Below are 16,924 nucleotides of genomic sequence, written 5' to 3' on the forward strand. Positions count from 1 at the left end.
CATGCAACAGCTTTTGCGGGGTCAATCTCAATCGTCGAGCAGGCCAACCCGACCCGGCGGCCAAAACCGGACTACCGCCTTGCCAATGATGTTTTCTTCGGGCACAAACCCCCAGGCGTGGCTGTCGTAGCTGCTGTTGCGGTTGTCGCCCAGCACCAAATAAGACGCGTCGGGCACTTCCTCCGGCCCCCACTGGTAGTCGGGGGCGGCTTTGATGTAGGGCTCGCTCAGCACCTCGCCGTTGCGAATGACCTCACCATCGCGCACCTCGACCACATCCCCCGGCAGGCCGACAATGCGTTTGATAAAGGCATCGCGCCGCTTGCCTGGAGGGGTGAGGCTTTCGGGCGGCCAAAACACCACAATATCCCCATGCTCAGGGGGGTTGAGGTGGTAGCTAATTTTTTCGATCACCAGGCGATCGTTGATTTGCAGCGTTGGCTCCATCGAGCCAGAGGGAATGTAGCGCGCCTCTGCCACAAAATGCCGAATTCCTAGAGCCAACACCACGCTGAGCCCAATGGTTTGCAGCCCTTCCATCCAGGGATTGGGCTGCGACACCTGCTTACGTTGTCCTGGACCTTGATCTAGGGCAGGTTCGGGCGGCAGCGAAGATTTGTCAGACTGGTCGGTCACAGGTGTGTCCCCGAGAATTTATGGAGCAGGGTAAACTCGGGTAGCGCTGAGGCATATTTGCACCGCAGACGGCCCCCTTTAGTCTGTTCCTTTGATCTGTCCTAGTGTAGTCGATCTGCTTTGCAACCATCTGCCCTACAAAGACAGTAATCATCGCGATTCCAGGCGACCACGTTGGGCTGTAGATTACGGGGCAGATCTAGGCGACAGGCGAAGCCATTCCAGTGGGCACTTCAGGGGCCAGATCCTCAGACCACAGCCCTTTTTCTTCTAGCCAGGAGCGACTGTAAATACGCGACTGATAGCGCGAGCCGCCGTCGCACAGCACCGTAACAATCTTGTGGCCAGGACCGAGCTGCTGGGCCAGCTTGACCGCCGCCGCTACGTTAATGCCCACCGAACCACCCATAAACAGCCCGTCTTTATAGAGCAGTTGATAGATCGTCCGCAGCGCCTCAGAGTCCTCGATCTGAATGGCATCGTCAATCGGTACACCTTCCATGTTGGCGGTAATGCGACTGTTGCCGATGCCCTCGGTAATCGAGTTGCCCTTGATGTTGATTTCGCCGGTTTTGATATAGCTGTAGAGACCGCTGCCCATGGGGTCGGCTACAACGCAGCGAATTTGAGGATTTTTCTCTTTAAAGAATAGAGCTGCACCTGCGTAGGTGCCGCCGGTGCCGGTCGCGGCTACCCAGCCGTCGATACTGCCGTCGGTTTGCGCCCAGATCTCAGGGCCGGTGGTTTCGTAGTGAGCCAGGCGGTTGGCTAAGTTGTCGAACTGGTTGGCCCAGATGGCGTTGTCGAGTTCTTCGGCCAGGCGACCCGAAACTTTAACGTAGTTGTTGGGGTCACGGTAGGGCACGGCGGGCACGGTGCGAACCTCAGCCCCCAGGGTGCGCAACAGATCAATTTTTTCCTGGGACTGGGTGTCGGGAATAACGATTAGACAGCGGTAGCCCTTGGCGTTGCAAATGTGGGCTAACCCAATGCCGGTATTGCCTGCGGTACCTTCGACCACGGTGCCACCGGGCTTGAGCAAGCCTTTTTCTTCGGCATCTTTAATGATGTAGAGGGCCGCACGATCTTTGACCGACCCACCGGGGTTGAGAAACTCTGCTTTACCCAAAATGTCGCAGCCGGTCGCTTCGCTAACGCTGGGGAGGCGAATTAGGGGAGTATTGCCCACTGCGGCGACAAAACCGTTTTTGATATCCATATGCTTCGTAACCGTTGACAACAGCCTGCTGCGCCGGGGCCGACGCTGACCCAGTTTTTTAGCGCAAGTCGCCTCTTCATCCTACGGTGAAACGGTGGGCTTCTCGGCTAGAATCGTTGTGCTTTCTGTAGTTTTGGGGCCGCTTTTGAGGATGCTGCTGGGAGGCGACAGTCTGGAGGCGACAGTCTGGAGGCGACAGTCTAGGGTGAAGAGCAGGGGCGATTCCCAACCTGAGACGCTTTGTGAACATTCCCTGGCCCTCTCGCGATCGCTGACGATCGGCCCAGCACTGGCTAAGCAAGGCAGCTCCCGGCATTTTCATAGTGTGACAGGGAGAAACGTAGCCAGCCTCTGCCCTTGGAGCACAATTTTGGCCTCAGCCAGCCTCTATCTTCCCTTGTTTCCCCTCCGGCCCCCATGAAAACCCTTGAAGCGCTCATTTTTGATGTTGACGGCACCCTGGCCGAAACGGAGCGGGATGGCCACCGGGTTGCGTTTAACCAGGCGTTTCAAGAATGTGGTCTGTCCTGGCACTGGCCAGTGGGCCTCTACGGTCAGCTGTTGCGGGTAGCCGGTGGCAAAGAGCGCATTCGCCACTACATCGATCGCTACCAGCCGACGTTTCAGCCTTCAACCGATACCGATGAGCTGGTGGTGGCGCTGCATCAGGCCAAGGCCCGCCACTTTCAATCGCTGGTCGCCAGCAACGTAATCCCGCTGCGGCCTGGGGTGCGGCGACTGATCGAGGCGGCCCGGCGGGAGGGAGTGCGGCTGGCGATCGCCACTACCAGCGCCAAAGACAGCGTGATTCCGCTGCTGGAGCATCTGCTGGGGCCAGAGTCGCCCACCTGGTTTGAGATGATCGCCGCCGGAGATATGGTGCCAACCAAAAAACCCGCTCCCGATATCTACAACCTGGTGATTGATACTATGAATCTCAACCCCTCCACCTGCCTGGTGATCGAAGACAGCCGCCAGGGGGTAGACGCGGCGATCGCGGCTGGCCTGCCCACCGTGGTTACGGTCAACGACTACACCCGCAGCTCCGCTATGCCCGGCGCTTGCCTGGTAATCAGCCACCTGGGCGAACCCAGCCTCCCGTTTGAGGTGCTCTGGGGCGAGGTCAACAACGCCTACTATTTCTCGCTCGATCTGGCCCAGGCGCTCTTGCCGTCCTAGCTGAGGGCGCACGCTATGCGCCCCTACGTCAACGCCTTCTCCGTCCCATCGTCCTCATCCCCTTATCTTCTCGACCCCATCCTGCGGGAAGCCGCTCCGCGTCTATCCTCATCTCCTCAACATCTTTTGTTCCCATGCCCCTTTCCCAAACTCTGTGGCACGCTAACGACGACCTGGCCCAGGCCTGCCTGCAACACCCCTTCGTGCAGGGCCTGGGCGATGGCACCCTGGCCGTAGAGAAATTTGCCTACTACGTCGGCCAGGACGCTTTCTTTCTAGAAGCCTTTGCCCGGGCCTACAGCATCGCTGCTGCTAAGGCTTCTACCTGGGAGACATTCCAGGTTTTTCACCAGCTGGCTGACGGGGTGCTGGGCGAGCTGAATCTGCACGGCGGCTACGCTCAAGAGTGGGGCGTAGACCTGTCCACTGTTACCCCTGGGGCGGCGACCCGTCGCTATACCGATTTTTTGCTCAGCACCGCCTGGGGGCAGTCGTCTGAGGCGACGGCGATCGCCATGGCCCCCTGCATGCGGCTCTACGCATTTTTGGGGCAGTCCCTGGCGCAGCTTAAGCCGCCGCCCCACCGCTACAGCGCCTGGATTGAGACCTACAGCAGCGACCAGTTTGAGCCCCTGGCCGCCCAACTCGAAGCGCTGATCGATGCTCAAGCGGTTGATACCCCCAGCCACCGGGCTGCCTACCGCTACGCGATGGACTGCGAACTGGCCTTTTTTGAAGCGGCCTGGCAAGTACCTCATGACGGCCTAGGACTGCTCAGTTAAGCGCTGGTGCACCTCTGCATCGCTGGTTTGAGCAAAGTCTTCGTACCAAAACCCGATCGCGCGCAAGGCTTCGGGCATCGCGACAGACACCACCTCATCGACCGCCAGGCTCAGCTCTTGGTAGATGGGCGGGGCCACAACGGGGGCGGCCACAATTAGGCGGACGGGCTGCTGAGGTTTAATCACCGAGACGGCGGCGCGCATGGTGGCTCCGGTGGCAATGCCGTCGTCGACCAGAATGACGGTGCGATCGCGAACATCCAGTGGGGGCCGATCGCCCCGGTAGGCGCGATCGCGGCGCTGCAGCTCCTGCAGTTCTTTAGCGGCGATCGCGTCAATGGTTGAGGCCGATATATTCATGCCGCTGACGACATCGGCGTTGAGCACGCGCACCCCGCCCGAGGCGATCGCCCCCAGGGCCAGTTCTTCGTGGTCTGGCACCCCCAGCTTGCGCACCAGGCAAATATCCAGCGGCGCATTTAGCGCCTGGGCCACTTCGTAGGCCACCGGCACCCCGCCGCGAGGCAGCCCCAGCACCAGCACATCGGCACGGTGGGCATAGCGCTGTAGCCGCTCGGCGAGTTGTCGCCCGGCGTCGGCACGGTCTTTAAACCGCATGTCGTGGGCAACAGCATCGAGCATGGTCTACCTCCTGGGAACGGGCGGCGGGGGAAGGAAGGGAGACTTCGATCGCGATCGCAGCCCCCCTTCAGAACGGCTTAGTGAATATCGACTTTCACAACTTTTTGCTGCTCTGATTCCAATTTGGGCAGAGTCAGATGCACCATGCCGTTTTTGTAGTCAGCCTGCACGTGGTCAGTTTGAATGCGCACGGGCAGCGGGATCATGCGCTCAAACTGGCCGTAGTGAAATTCTGAGCGAACTAAGCCCTTTTCTTCGTGCTTAGACTCTGACTTGCGATCGCCTCTGACTAAAACCGATGATTCGGTGACCTGAAGATCTAAATCTTTAGCTTCCATCCCTGGAATCTCAAGTTTGAGATGAATGGCATCATCAGTTTCTTCCATTTCTGCCGAAGGCATGAAGGTTAGCGATTTTAGATCTCTGTCGCCGTCGCCATCACCCTCAGCCAGAAAGCGATCGAACAGGTGATTCATTTCTCGGTGCAAGCGCTCAATACCTCGAAATGGCTCCCAACGAGCGATGTCACCCAGGGGATCGTAACGCATGATAGGCATAACTTTTCCTCCATTTTTCTATGAAGACAAAGTCGGTGTTAGGGCTGAGTATCGGTCATCGATAGATGTTCACTGGCAGGAGAGAACAGTTAAGCTCAACCCCTTACCTTACCAGCGAAAATCTCTGTCTACGACCTACCTTCATGCTAAATCCAAACCATAATTTGTGAGGTTTTTTGTAAAGAAATATTGAATTTTCAGTTATGCACGGCTGGTCTACTCGCGGTTTTGTCGTAGGGCTGAGCAACAGGTTTACAACAGCGGCAAAGGCGAAAAAATCGGGCTTCAACTCAGCAGGATGATGACATTTTTCTATGCCTCAATATATTGGACTGTGCGCCTATACAGTGCACTGTCACCTGAGACTTAGACAAAATTCAGTTTAATGAACCCCGATTCACACCCATTGCCCCTATCAGGACGTGACATGCTACACCCCCGCAAATTGAGAGTATTCATTTGAGAGTTGGTATTGGCTCTGACGATGCCCCTGCAATCTGGCTGTCCCTAGCCTGCGTTAACAATCAGCCCCTGCGCCAGAGATAATAAACGCGGAAACGTTCACAGGCTCACCCCATGACTGCCGACATTCGTCTACTCGTGCTCGATATCGACGGTACCCTGGCCGGAGAGTCTAACCAGATCAATGCCCCTGTGCTGGATGCCATTAGCCAGGTGCAGCAGCGGGGGATTGCGGTTGCGATCGCCACCGGGCGCATGTACCAATCGGCGCTGCGGTTTCACCAGCTGGTGGGCTCAGCCCTGCCGCTGATGGCCTACCAGGGGGCCTTCATCAAAGACCCCAAAACCCAAAAGCTGCACCGCCACACGCCCCTGCCCCGGCAGCTGGCGCTGGAAATTTTGACCTACCTGGCCCCCATGGAGGCCAATAACGACCTGTCGATTCACCTGTATATCGACGACCAGCTCCACGTGCGGACGATTATCGACGACACCGAGGCCTACGCCCAGCGATCGGGCATACGCCCCATTGCCGCTGGCGACCTGGCCATGCTGCTGAACAACAACGTGGCGATCGAAACCACCAAGCTGCTGACCTTGAGCAACAATATCGACCTGCTCAGCGATATTTTGAGCCATTTGGGCCAGCGCTACCCCACCGAAGACCTGTATCTGACGCGATCGGTCGAATACTTCGTTGAGGCCACCCACCCCTTAGCCCACAAGGGCGAAGCCGTGCGGTTTTTGACCGAAGACCTGTTGGGCCTTAAACCCGACCAGGTCATGGCCATCGGCGACAACTACAACGATCTCGAAATGCTGCGCTACGCGGGCATTGGCGTGGCAATGGGCGATGCGCCTGAACCCGTCAAGCAGGGGGCTGACTGGGTGGCTCCGGGGGTGGATGCGGATGGGGTGGCGGTGGCGCTGCAGGAGTTTCTGCTGTAGGGCTTTCTGCTGTCGAGCTATCTGGGCTTGGGCTATCTGGGCTTGGGCTATCTGGGTTCAGGCTGTCGTACAGCTGCGAGAGCGTTACCACTCGAAACCCCTGACGATCTATGAGGTCGAGCAGCGTTGGCAGCGCCTGAGCCGTCTGCACACAGCGCTCCATTGACCCGCCGTGCATGACAAAAATAGCCCCCGGAAAGATAAAGCGGGCCAGGTACCAGGTGTTGAGGTTGGGGGTGCTGAGGGGACGCAGGGTGTCGAACGGCACCATTGAGGCCAGGGCCACCAGCGACTCGTAGCCGGGGGTAAGCCGAATGTGGTCGACCATAGCCCGGTTGTAGAGGCCACGCCCTGGCCGGTACCAGCGCAGGGGCTGCTGAATCAGGTCGGTAATGCGATCGTGGGCCTCTTGAAAATGGCGGGCAAACTGGGCTGGCTGCAAAATAGCTGGGGTAGTGTCGGTGGTGCCGTGGTTAGCAATTTCGTGACCGCTGGCCAAAATCTCTTGCAGAATGGTGCTGCCCGGATTGAGATGGTCGGTGATGACAAAGAAGGTAGCCTGTACCGGGTGCTCGGCGGTGCGATTGTAGCGATCGAGGGCGGCGAGAATGAGGCGAGTAGAGGCATCCTTGCGATCGCCTGGCGTCGGCACATCATCAATGGTGAGGGCCACCAGCCGCGCCTGGATAGGGGCGTAAAACAGCGCATCCGGAAACATCCGGGCGACCTGGGTGAGGATCTGCTGCTGGGGAAGAGCCATAGCGGTTTAGCGGCTGGTGGGATCTAGACTATCGCGGAGGCGATCGCCCAGCGTATTAATGCAAAGAACGGTGAGGAAAATAGCCAAGCCGGGGGCCAGCACCAGGTAAGGCGCGCTCTCGATGTAGTTTTGGGCATCGTAGAGCATACGACCCCAGGTGGGCACATCGGGCGGAAAGCCCACCCCCAAAAAGCTCAGGGTTGACTCAGCCAGCAGCGCGTTGCCAACCCCAATCGTAGCTGCCACAATCACAGGACCGAGAATATTGGGCAGCAGGTGGGTCTTAACGATGCCCCAGGGCCGGGCACCAAGCGCAACGGCGGCTTCTACAAAGGTGCGCTGCTTGAGGCTCAAGAACCCAGCCCGCACTAAACGGGCCACCGACATCCAGCTCAGCCCGCCAATCAGCAGCACAATCAGCCAGAATATGCCCTGCTCTGGCCCCAGGGCACGCCGCACCGGGTCGCCCAGCAGGTAGACCACCAGCAACACCAGGGGCAGCTGAGGCAACGCCAAAAATAGGTCGGTAACGCGCATCAGCAAGACATCGACCCAGCCGCCGCAAAACCCAGCCAGCGCCCCAATGCCCACCCCCAGGCTAATGCCCACCAGGGTAGCCGCCAGCCCCACCGCCAGCGAAATGCGGCCTCCCAGCAGTAGCCGAGCCAGCTGATCCTGGCCCAGGTCGTTGGTGCCCAGGGGGGCGGCAACGCTAGGGGGCTGGAGGGCACGGCCAAAGTCGATGTCGCTCGGAGAGCTTGGGTAAAGCAGTGGCCCCAGGGCGATCGCCAGCATCAATATCCCCAGCCCAATCAGGGCCAGTCGAGCAGTGCGATCGCCCCACAGTCGCGGCCAGGCGCGGTTCTGATCGCTCATAGTGGCGGTCAACTTGGGCGCAACGGCATTAGTGGCCATAGCGCACCCTGGGGTCAACAACGCCGTAGAGCAGATCGGCCACCAGGTTAAAGGCCACCACCAGCACCGCGTAGATAAAAGCAATCCCCATCACCACCGGCGTATCGCTGCGGTAGATCGACTCAATCAGCAGTGCCCCAATCCCCGGCACCCGAAACACTTGCTCCGTCACCAGCGCTCCGGTAAAAATGGTAGGAATATCCAGCGCCACCAGCGTCACCACCGGAATCAGCGCGTTGCGCAGCATGTGCAGGGTGACAATGCGCCAGCGCCCCAGTCCTTTGGCCCGCGCCGTTTTCACATAGTTTTGCGGAATTTCTTCGAGCATGGCGGCCCGCACAAACCGCAGCAGCACCGCCGTCTGAAACAGCACCAGCGTGGCGATCGGCATAATCGACTGCCGCAGCCACTGCCCCAGGCTGCCCAAATCGTTTACCACCAGCGTGTTGTCGTAGATAAAGGGCAGCCAGCCCAGCCGCACGCTCAGCACAATAATCAGCACCAGCCCCGAAAAAAACGGCGGCGTGGAGAAGCCCATAAACGCCACTGTGGTAATGGTGCGGTCAATCCAGGTATTTTGCCGCAGGGCCGCGATGATTCCCAACGGCAAGGCCAAAGCGACGCTCAACAGATAGGCTACGCCGATCACCCACAGCGTTACGGGCAGTCGCTGAGCGATCAACTCCGCCACCGGCAGACGGCTGACGAACGAGTAGCCCAAGTTGCCGCTAAACAGCGCCACCGTCCACTTCAGGTAGCGAATGGGAATGGGCTGATCAAGGCCCAGCGATCGCCGGATATTTTCCCGCACCTCCGGCGTAATCGCTGGGTTTGTCGCCAGGTCGCCCAACGGGTTACTGGGCGACAGCGCCAGGATAAAAAAGATCACTGCGCTAATGACCAGCAGCGTTGGAATCGCCACCAGCAGACGCTTGAGCAAATAGCCGAGCATGGCAGAAAAACTATAGCGTAGGAGTAGCCTCAGACTATGGCTAGTCTAGCGGGGTCGTCTCCCCACGCATAGACTTTTTGTCGCTCATAGCGACCATCTTATCGGTTGGCAACTCTCGGGCCGATTGCGAGTTCGCTAGCCACCCCAGTTTTAGCGGTTAGCCAATTGGTCATATTCTGAGCGCGCTAGTCAGAGACGTACACACAAATGCCCCAGGATACAGAACACCTGAGGCATAAAAATCGTGATGGGCTCCAGTCTATCTATCAACTGGCGCTGGCAAGGGGTGGAGCAAGCCAGCAATCGCTTAAGCCAAGCTGTCTGCCTTAGATTTGATAATTTTGGCCGGAATTCCTACCACAGTAGAATTTGATGGCACATCGATTAAAACTACGGCGTTAGCCCCCACGTTGACATTGTCGCCAATCGTGATTTTGCCAAACAGTTTAGCGCCCGCTCCCACATTGACCCGGTTGCCCAAGATTGGAGCATCCAGGGGGCGATCGAGATGACGCAAACCCAGCGTAACGCCCTGCCGAATAATAGTGTCATCGCCAATGACGCAGTTGCCGTGCACAACGATATTGCCCTGGTGCTCTACAACGACTCGTCGCCCCAGCTTGACCGAGTAGGGCAGCTCAATACCATAGGTATTTCGCACTTTGTGATACATCATGCGGTAGACCAAGCTCAGCGGTGCCCGCCAAAACTTAGACTTGACGCCCATGCGCCATACGCCAAACCGATGGACTACCACAGCCCTAAGCCCAGGCTTAGTCCAATCGCGACCATGGGCAATCCAGTCTTCCTGAATTTGCTGAATTAACGCTTTAAATGAAGTATCGGGCTGCTCCAATTGATTCTCAGAATCAACAGTCAAAGCACTGTCGGTAACATTAACTACAGAGGTCATATAGCTCCTATTCAAAGCTCTGGACGCATACGAGCGGTTGGCGAAATCTGGGGCTGATGGCGCAGAAAATGTACACGTCTTAGCTTCCTATCGCAAAAGCCGATGGTACAAAGGCCAGTCTAAAGAGCATTTATTAAGACTCTTAAGTTGCTATATCCAAGTCTACTCTGACCGTGAAATCATTCCACAGAGGCGCTGTCAGGGCTTTGTGATAAGTTCATAATTTAGTAAAAATACTACTTAACTATCTCCGTTCTGCGCCCGACTTTGGAGTGTTTTAGCGTTTTCTTCGGCTAATTTGCACCAAGTATACATAGGCCGTTCCAGTTAATTAGCCCCAAATGTAGCCCTGGCCAACAGCCGCCCGGTTGAGCATCACGGTATTGTCGACTCCCAGGCCAAGGGGCGGTTGCCAGCTCAAAAGCCTATTTAAGGATCTGGGCGAGCTGTTTTCTCTGGGGCTTGCGGTTAACTGAGCTTAGGTGCTAAGGCGGCTTTTGGGTAGGCGATGCGCTTGTGGTTGTACTGCTGCCACACCTGCACAAAAATTTCGGCAATCAGCGCCATGTGGTCGCGAGTCAGACCTGACTCTACCAGCTGGTTATCTTTCCAGCGGGCGCGCAGAATGCGGTTGACCATAGCCAGAGCTTCGTCGGGGGTGGCATCGGTGAGCGATCGCAGGGCGGCTTCGCAGGAGTCGGCCAGCATGACAATACCGGTTTCGGGCGACTGCGGAATGGGGCCATCATAGCGAAAGTCATCTTCTTTGACGATCAGGGCTGGCTCATCTTTGGTCATTTCCTTGGCCTGATGGTAAAAGTAGCTGATCAACATGGTGCCCTGATGTTCGGGAATGAAGGACTGCACGGCTTTGGGTAGGCGATATTTGCGAGCCATCACGATGCCCTCGGTGACGTGTTTTTTGATAATTTCGGCGCTTAGCCAGGGATCGTTGAGGGTGTCGTGCTTATTGGGGCCGCCCATCTGGTTTTCGATAAACCCCTGGGGGTCGTGCATTTTACCGATGTCGTGGTATAGAGTACCGGCTCGTACTAGCTCTACGTTGCAGCCCAGGGCGCGGGCGGCAGCCTCCGCCAGACTCGACACAAATACTGTGTGCTGAAAGGTACCGGGCGCTTCCGACGCTAGCCGCTTGAGCATAGGGCGGTTGGGGTTTGACAACTCGGCCAGGCGAATGGGAGTCACTAGATCAAACAGGTGCTCTAGATAGGGGCTTAAGCCCAGGGCGGCAATACTAGAAATTACGCCGTAGATGCCCTGGAGAGCGGCCCCAGTCAGCATGCCCGACCAGGCCGAGATCAGCGATACCGGGCTGACCACCAGCGTCAGCAGCAGGTAGGCTACCCCCTGGGTCAGGCCAACGCCACCGCCGAGGAGGGCTAGCTCTTCGCGCGATCGCATACGGCCCGCCAGCAGGCTGCACACAAAAGCTCCTGCCGCCCCAGCCATAAACGAAATACCGCTTACCGTGGCCCCGACCGGCAGCAGTACGGCCACCAGCACAACCAGGGTTCCCCCCAGCACAGGGCCGTAAAAACTGCCAGCCAGCAGGCCGATGGCGGGCAGCCCGTAGGCCGCCACTCCGACCATTTTCATGATCCCAGCGCTGACCACCATAGCCGTTAGCAGCAGGTAGTCTTGCTGACGCAGTCGCTGGGGCACCCAGCGCTCAACCAGCAAAAACACGCCCACCCCGCCAGCCACCAGCCCGCCGAACATAGCCAGCCCCCAGTAGTTAAAGCGGCGCTGGCTGAGGTTAAAGCTGTCGAGCAGCACAAACTGGCTCTGAGTGATAATGTCACCAGCAGCAATGATGAGTTCCCCCTGCTGCACTTCTACAAAGACGGGTTTGACCGCCTCGGCGGCCATATCGGCCTGCAGGCGAGTGCGATCGCTGTCTTCAATCAGGTTGGGCTCTAGGGTAGAGAGCAGCAGCTGGCGGGCAAAGGGTTCGATCGATTGGGGCAGGGTGTCCTTGAGCTGGAGATAGACGGCGCGATCGAGCACGTCGGGAGGTAACCCAGAGGCAATGCCCTGGGCCAGCATACGCTCCGCTGCCTTGCGGATCTCGACTTGAGCGCTGGCCCATTCTTGAGAAGACAGGTCAAGCACCTGGGGAGATTCGGTAACCCCCTCGGCCTGGGAAACCAGCAGCGTGAAGTTGGCCATAGCCTCCTGGTAGCCCTGACGCGCTCGCTCTACCGAGTCTAAGAGCTGGCTCAGCTCCTCGCTGCTCGATCGCTGACCATAGGCCCAAAGTTCGCCCAGAGCAGTCTGCTGATCGGGGGTGATGGTCTGGTTGCGCAGCAGGGTATCAAGCGTTACCCGCTCATCGCGGGCGCTTTCGTTGGCCAAGGGGTCGATCAGACTCCGCAGCTTTAGCCAGGTGGCATCGTCGGAGCGCCGCAGGTAACTCTGCACCTGGGTTGACAAAACGCTAGTAGCGACAAAGGGCACCGTTCCGGCCTGGCGGCGCACATCGCCCACCTCCGCCACCAGGCTACTCAGCGATCGCAGCACCGCCTCGTCTGTGGCAGGCTCTATTCGCAGGACCCGTAGAGCCCCGTTGCGGGCATCCCGACGACGTTCTTCAGTGGTTTCTTTGTCTTCTACCCGAGCATCGGCGGGGGCAAAAATCGTGTTAGGAGCCACGCTGCCAACCTGCAAGCCCGGCTGATTGTAAAAGCGCTGCCCCAAAACGGCTGTTAGGCTCAGAGTGGTCAGCACAAAGGCCAGCTGGGGATGGCGAATATTTTTGCGTCGCCGCAGGGGGCGGCAGGGCTGCGGTCGGTCTTTGCGCAACTCCACGGGCTGGACAGAGCCAGATACGATCGGCCTATCGTTGGCCTGTATAGTCTCTAGAGACGGCGACCGGGGTACCAGCTTAGAACGAGGGCTGATCAGCTTTATGGTCCGCTGCTCTACAGCCCACCAGCGCTCAACCACAGCCACAAATTCCTGAATTGCCTTCATAAATTTAAGACAGCTAGAGGGGTGGGCAGAGGCCGAAAGACCCTAGACTACGGGGCCAGCCAAATGAATCGTCAGCAGCGAGCGTTTGAGACGCTCCTCTCCCCGCTGTGCGCTCGAGCCGCCAGCCCAACCGGAGCCTCTCAAACGCTATTATAGGCGGCGGGTTTGGTCAACGCCTGTACCCCTGGCCCTAAACTCTGATCCCGAGGGGGAAAGGAGGCTGTTCTAGGCGATCGCGAGCCTCTCCCCCCACCCGTGGCTCTGGCCGCCCTGCCCAGCGGTAGTGCAGGGCTAGCGCGATCGCCTCCAGGTCGTCGGCTTTTAGAGTTTGCCAGCCGTCCTGCCTCGCCTCAGGGTACGCCAACAGCCAGCGCTGCCGCAGGTTCGCCCCCAGCCCGGCTCGCCCGCCCGCCAGGCCCACCAGCATCCCGGCCAGAGCTATCTCCGTAGCCGCCCAGCCCCGCTGATAGGCCGCGCCCAACACCACCGCAAACTCGCCCTGGCTCTGGGTCACAAGCCGCAGGGCTGGCTCCAGGGGATTATCTTCACCTTCTAGAGTAGGAGCCAGAACTAGAGTGGAGAAATCGCTCCAGTTCAGCTCGGTTTCAGCCGCCATCGCCTGGCAGACAAGGTCAAACAAACCTTCACAGGCCACCACCTGGGGCGATTCTCCGCTGGGGAGGCTGCGCCAGCGCTCCAGGTCGGCAGCCCAGTTAGCCACTGTCGTCCGATGATGGCTGTGGGCGTCGGCCTGCAGCCATAGATAGGGCAAGGCATTGAGCAGCAGCGCTGCGGTATCGGGCAGCATTTGAAAATGGGGTTGCCACCGCTGCGGCAAAAGCAAATCGCCTTGAGCGCAGGCACGGGCAACCCGCAACAGCCCCCCCTGCCACCCCCCGGCGGCAGCATCGACCCCACGCCGCTGGTCGGCCAGCCAGCGATCGCCAATGACGATGGCCTCCAGCGCTGCCCCCAGCCGATCCGGCAGAGAGCCTGGCGTTAATCTCGGCGATATTTCTCGCTGTGCCGTGGCTTGGGGTGCATTCATGCCGGTGCATCCTGGCGCTGGGTGAATCGTTGAGACCAACATTAGTTGAAACCAACGTTAGAAGTAAAAGACGAATTTAGTCGTCAACCGTGAATTTTAAGGGGGTGCAGTATCCTATTTCTGGATAGCAATCCTATAATGCTTGCTGTCAAGCGCCTGCCGCTTACTGTCACCCCCGTCTGGAGCCAAGTTTATGTTCTGCGCCTCCCCTTTTACTAAACGGGTTACCCAAGGTTGGGTCAGCCCTAGTCTTTGGGGAATGACCACGGCAATCGCCCTGCTCAGCAGCTCCGCCAGTTTTGCCCAGACTCAGGCCCCAGCAGAGGAGGCCACCCCGGCTATCCAACCCGCCGTTCCAACTGTCAGCGGCGGGCGTATTGTGCGGCCTACCCTCCAACTTGGCAGTCAGGGCGAGTCAGTGCGCGAGCTGCAGTCCATGCTCATTTTGTTGGGATACTACCCTGGTCAGGTGACTGGCCTGTACCAAGAAGACACCGCCACCGCCACGCGCCGTTTTCAAACGGCTGCGGGTATCACCGCCGATGGCATTGTCGGCCCTGCCACCTGGAGCCGTCTGTTTCCCACCCCGCCGAGCGAAGCCAACCCGCCTGCGGCTACAACCTCCACCAGTGCTACCCCGGTAGCTAGTACCCCAGCCGCGAATACGCCAGCGACAAACACGCCAGCCGCCAATACACCCCCCGCCAGCAACAGCGGCAACGCCACAGCCTTCCCTGTGCTGCGCCCCGGCATGGAAGGTGATGTCGTGCGCCAGCTGCAGCAGCGGCTGCGGGCCAAAGGGTTCTATAACGGCGCGATCGACGGCATCTTTGGCAGTCAAACCGAGGCCTCTGTGCGACAAGCCCAGGCGGCGAATAACCTTACCGTAGACGGCATCGTTGGCCCCGCCACCTGGCGAGCACTGAATTAGGGATGGCGCTGCTGACCTACTTCTCCCGGACCCGCGCGGAATCAGTTTGCTACAGCAAAGCCGCCGAGACATGTATCCCGACAGCTTTGCTGTAGCAAACTTTTTTGTAACGAAATGGCGGATGCCGCCTAGCTCGACAGGACTCTAATCAGCTTGAGTCAACCAGTAGTCAACCCCCGGGTTAGAGGAGTCGGGCACGGTGGCGCTGGCATAAATCGAGTAGGGCATATCGAGCGGGTCTAGGGCAGACATCTGCTGGGCAGCAGCACTATTCATGTAAACCACGTAGTTGCCCATTAAAAAATAGACTCCCATCAGGGCAGCGGCAGAGGAAGCTACCAGGAAGCCAGCCAGCATCAGGGAAAACTCCTGACCTTTGACAGCCTGCTCCATCAGGCGGAGTGCCCAGGCCACTAAGGCAATAACGATAGTCAGGATGAGCAGCAGCATGAAAGAGGTCTACGATGAAAGACTTGACGGCAAAAATGTAAAGTTCGAAACGTAAAGCTTCTCACCTATATGTTACACATCGTAACAGGCATTCATAAAACCGGCATAGTTCCACAGAATGTTTTCGCTTTTGCCAGAATGGCGTTTGCCAGCTAGGTCAAACGGACCGGCACCTGGCGATCGCGCAAGTGCTCTTTAACCTGCTGCACCGTCAGCTGACCGTAGTGCAGCAGCGAGGCCAGCAATGCCGCTTCTGCCTTGCCGTCGGTTAGGGCCTGGTGAATGTGGTCGCAGTTGCCCGCTCCACCCGAGGCAATCACCGGCACCGGCACCCTGTCGGCGATCGCACGGGTTAGCATCAGGTCATAGCCCGCCTGGGTACCGTCAGCATCCATGCTGGTCACCAACAGTTCGCCCGCCCCTTGAGCCACAACGGTTTCAGCCCAGTTCAGGGCATCGAGTCCTGTATTCTCGCGACCGCCGCGCACGTAGACGTCCCAGCCAGGGTTGCTGGGGTCTTCGCGGCGACGAGCATCAATGGCTACCACAATACACTGCGCCCCAAAGCGATCGCTGGCCTCCCGAACCAGTTCAGGTCGCTTCACCGCCGCCGAGTTGATGCTGACCTTATCGGCTCCGGCTCGTAACAATTTCTTAATAGTCTCTAAGGATTGCACACCGCCGCCCACGGTCAGGGGAATGAACACCTGCTCAGCAGTGCGGTACACCACGTCATAAATAATGTCGCGGTCTTCATGGGTAGCCGTGATATCGAGAAACACCAGCTCATCGGCCCCCGCCTGGTTATAGGCCTGAGCCAGCTCCACCGGATCGCCAGCATCGCGGAGATCGACAAAGTTGACCCCTTTGACCACCCGCCCGGCTTTCACATCCAAACAGGGCACAATCCGTTTCGCCAGCATTCCCCTTACTCCTTAAAATTACGCTACCAACGCTAACTAACCCCGCTCCACTCCCGGTTTCCTCCGGTCACACACCCAAAGCTCAGTTTCTCCCCGCTCCAAACAGGTACACCCACCCACTCACCCACTCATCCCCTACCCATCCACCCAATTTCCCGCCGCCGTAGATTAACCCTTTCCCAGGTTTCACAATAGTGGATTTTGAGGATCACAGTTTGACGATCAACAGGGGCCAAGACGCTGATACACTGTGTTTTGGTTTTCTTGTTGGATATGCAGTTGGAGCCCTCAGTAAACATGGGTTTAGAGATTGGCCAGAAGGTGAAGGTATCCCGTCTACGCGATCGGGTTTCCAAAGAAACGGCGACTTACCTCGGCAAGCAGGGTGTCGTAAGTCGCTTCAAAATGGTAGACGGCAGCGGTGTGGGCGTAGTGGTGGAGTTTGAAGACCGCTACACCACATGGTTCTTCGAGGACGAACTATCTGCCATTCAGTAGTGGGCGACGTTGAGTGGTGAGTCCTACTGTAAATAAGTTTCCTGCGGATGATTCTCTCTTTCCCCCTTTAGATGGGGGGAATGTAGCCGAGCTGCTATGGCGCGAATGGGAAAAT

The 16,924-nt window shown here is 58.3% G+C and carries 17 protein-coding genes; 5 read left to right on the top strand and 12 right to left on the bottom strand.

The genetic code is table 11. The features are described from left to right. Positions 1-27: 27 nt before the first annotated feature. Positions 28-636 carry a signal peptidase I gene (gene lepB / locus ACQ4N7_RS07245; RefSeq protein WP_430710944.1) on the bottom strand — a complete coding sequence of 203 codons (609 nt, stop codon included), beginning with the start codon at positions 634-636 and terminating at the stop codon, positions 28-30. 199 nt (positions 637-835) lie between these two features. Further along, positions 836-1,855 (bottom strand): cysteine synthase A, encoded by a 1,020-nt coding sequence (locus ACQ4N7_RS07250; RefSeq protein ID WP_430710945.1) that lies wholly within the window; start codon positions 1,853-1,855, stop codon positions 836-838. Between the two features lie 417 nt (positions 1,856-2,272). Here ACQ4N7_RS07250 and ACQ4N7_RS07255 point away from each other — a divergent pair, with 417 nt between their 5' ends. Beyond that, complete coding sequence (locus tag ACQ4N7_RS07255; protein WP_430710946.1) at positions 2,273-3,034, top strand: HAD family hydrolase; 762 nt, start codon at positions 2,273-2,275, stop codon at positions 3,032-3,034. A 134-nt stretch (positions 3,035-3,168) separates the two neighbouring features. Then, the gene (locus ACQ4N7_RS07260) at positions 3,169-3,816 is read left to right on the top strand and encodes a TenA family protein (RefSeq protein WP_430710947.1); all 648 of its coding nucleotides are present in this window, start codon (positions 3,169-3,171) and stop codon (positions 3,814-3,816) included. On the opposite strand, the gene ACQ4N7_RS07265 is transcribed toward ACQ4N7_RS07260, so the two are convergent. Both ACQ4N7_RS07265 and ACQ4N7_RS07270 read right to left on the bottom strand, forming a co-directional pair. Next, positions 3,799-4,458: a phosphoribosyltransferase gene (locus ACQ4N7_RS07265; protein WP_430710948.1), complete on the bottom strand. Its 660-nt coding sequence runs from the start codon at positions 4,456-4,458 to the stop codon at positions 3,799-3,801. The two genes, ACQ4N7_RS07260 and ACQ4N7_RS07265, sit on opposite strands and share 18 nt — an antisense overlap. Positions 4,459-4,535: 77 nt before the next feature. Continuing rightward, positions 4,536-5,015: an Hsp20/alpha crystallin family protein gene (locus tag ACQ4N7_RS07270; RefSeq protein WP_430710949.1), complete on the bottom strand. Its 480-nt coding sequence runs from the start codon at positions 5,013-5,015 to the stop codon at positions 4,536-4,538. A 576-nt stretch (positions 5,016-5,591) separates the two neighbouring features. On the opposite strand from ACQ4N7_RS07270, the gene ACQ4N7_RS07275 reads away from it, so the two are divergent. After that, positions 5,592-6,425: a Cof-type HAD-IIB family hydrolase gene (locus ACQ4N7_RS07275; protein ID WP_430710950.1), complete on the top strand. Its 834-nt coding sequence runs from the start codon at positions 5,592-5,594 to the stop codon at positions 6,423-6,425. On the opposite strand, the gene ACQ4N7_RS07280 is transcribed toward ACQ4N7_RS07275, so the two are convergent. The 6 genes from ACQ4N7_RS07280 to ACQ4N7_RS07305 form a co-directional block, all read right to left on the bottom strand. Further along, entirely contained in the window at positions 6,346-7,185 is an 840-nt protein-coding gene (locus ACQ4N7_RS07280) for a polysaccharide deacetylase family protein (protein WP_430710951.1), read from the bottom strand. The genes ACQ4N7_RS07275 and ACQ4N7_RS07280 overlap by 80 nt on opposite strands. Before the next feature lie 6 nt (positions 7,186-7,191). Next, positions 7,192-8,100, bottom strand: a complete 909-nt coding sequence (locus tag ACQ4N7_RS07285; protein WP_430710952.1) for an ABC transporter permease — start codon at positions 8,098-8,100, stop codon at positions 7,192-7,194. After that, complete coding sequence (locus ACQ4N7_RS07290; protein ID WP_430710953.1) at positions 8,090-9,052, bottom strand: ABC transporter permease; 963 nt, start codon at positions 9,050-9,052, stop codon at positions 8,090-8,092. Before ACQ4N7_RS07290 ends, ACQ4N7_RS07285 begins: the two co-directional genes overlap by 11 nt. A gap of 307 nt (positions 9,053-9,359) precedes the next feature. Continuing rightward, positions 9,360-9,965: a serine O-acetyltransferase gene (locus ACQ4N7_RS07295; RefSeq protein ID WP_430710954.1), complete on the bottom strand. Its 606-nt coding sequence runs from the start codon at positions 9,963-9,965 to the stop codon at positions 9,360-9,362. A 468-nt stretch (positions 9,966-10,433) separates the two neighbouring features. Continuing rightward, positions 10,434-12,959, bottom strand: coding sequence for an HD family phosphohydrolase (locus tag ACQ4N7_RS07300; protein WP_430710955.1), 2,526 nt, complete (start codon positions 12,957-12,959; stop codon positions 10,434-10,436). Positions 12,960-13,149: 190 nt separating this feature from the next. Beyond that, positions 13,150-14,007, bottom strand: a complete 858-nt coding sequence (locus ACQ4N7_RS07305; protein ID WP_430710956.1) for a hypothetical protein — start codon at positions 14,005-14,007, stop codon at positions 13,150-13,152. A 259-nt stretch (positions 14,008-14,266) separates the two neighbouring features. Here ACQ4N7_RS07305 and ACQ4N7_RS07310 point away from each other — a divergent pair, with 259 nt between their 5' ends. Continuing rightward, a complete protein-coding gene (locus tag ACQ4N7_RS07310; protein ID WP_430710957.1) occupies positions 14,267-14,938 on the top strand; it encodes a peptidoglycan-binding protein in 672 nt (223 codons plus the stop codon). A gap of 144 nt (positions 14,939-15,082) precedes the next feature. Here ACQ4N7_RS07310 and ACQ4N7_RS07315 read toward each other — a convergent pair whose 3' ends face one another. Then, a complete protein-coding gene (locus ACQ4N7_RS07315; protein WP_430710958.1) occupies positions 15,083-15,388 on the bottom strand; it encodes a hypothetical protein in 306 nt (101 codons plus the stop codon). Positions 15,389-15,540: 152 nt separating this feature from the next. Further along, complete coding sequence (hisF, locus tag ACQ4N7_RS07320) at positions 15,541-16,311, bottom strand: imidazole glycerol phosphate synthase subunit HisF (RefSeq protein ID WP_430710959.1); 771 nt, start codon at positions 16,309-16,311, stop codon at positions 15,541-15,543. A gap of 297 nt (positions 16,312-16,608) precedes the next feature. Between hisF and petP the strand changes: the two genes are divergently transcribed. After that, on the top strand, positions 16,609-16,809 hold the full coding sequence (petP, locus tag ACQ4N7_RS07325; protein ID WP_430710960.1) for a cytochrome b6f subunit PetP: 201 nt from the start codon (positions 16,609-16,611) through the stop codon (positions 16,807-16,809). Positions 16,810-16,924 lie beyond the last annotated feature (115 nt).

This window comes from Nodosilinea sp. AN01ver1 (genome assembly GCF_050565655.1).
Taxonomy (GTDB): Bacteria; Cyanobacteriota; Cyanobacteriia; order Phormidesmidales; family Phormidesmidaceae; genus Nodosilinea.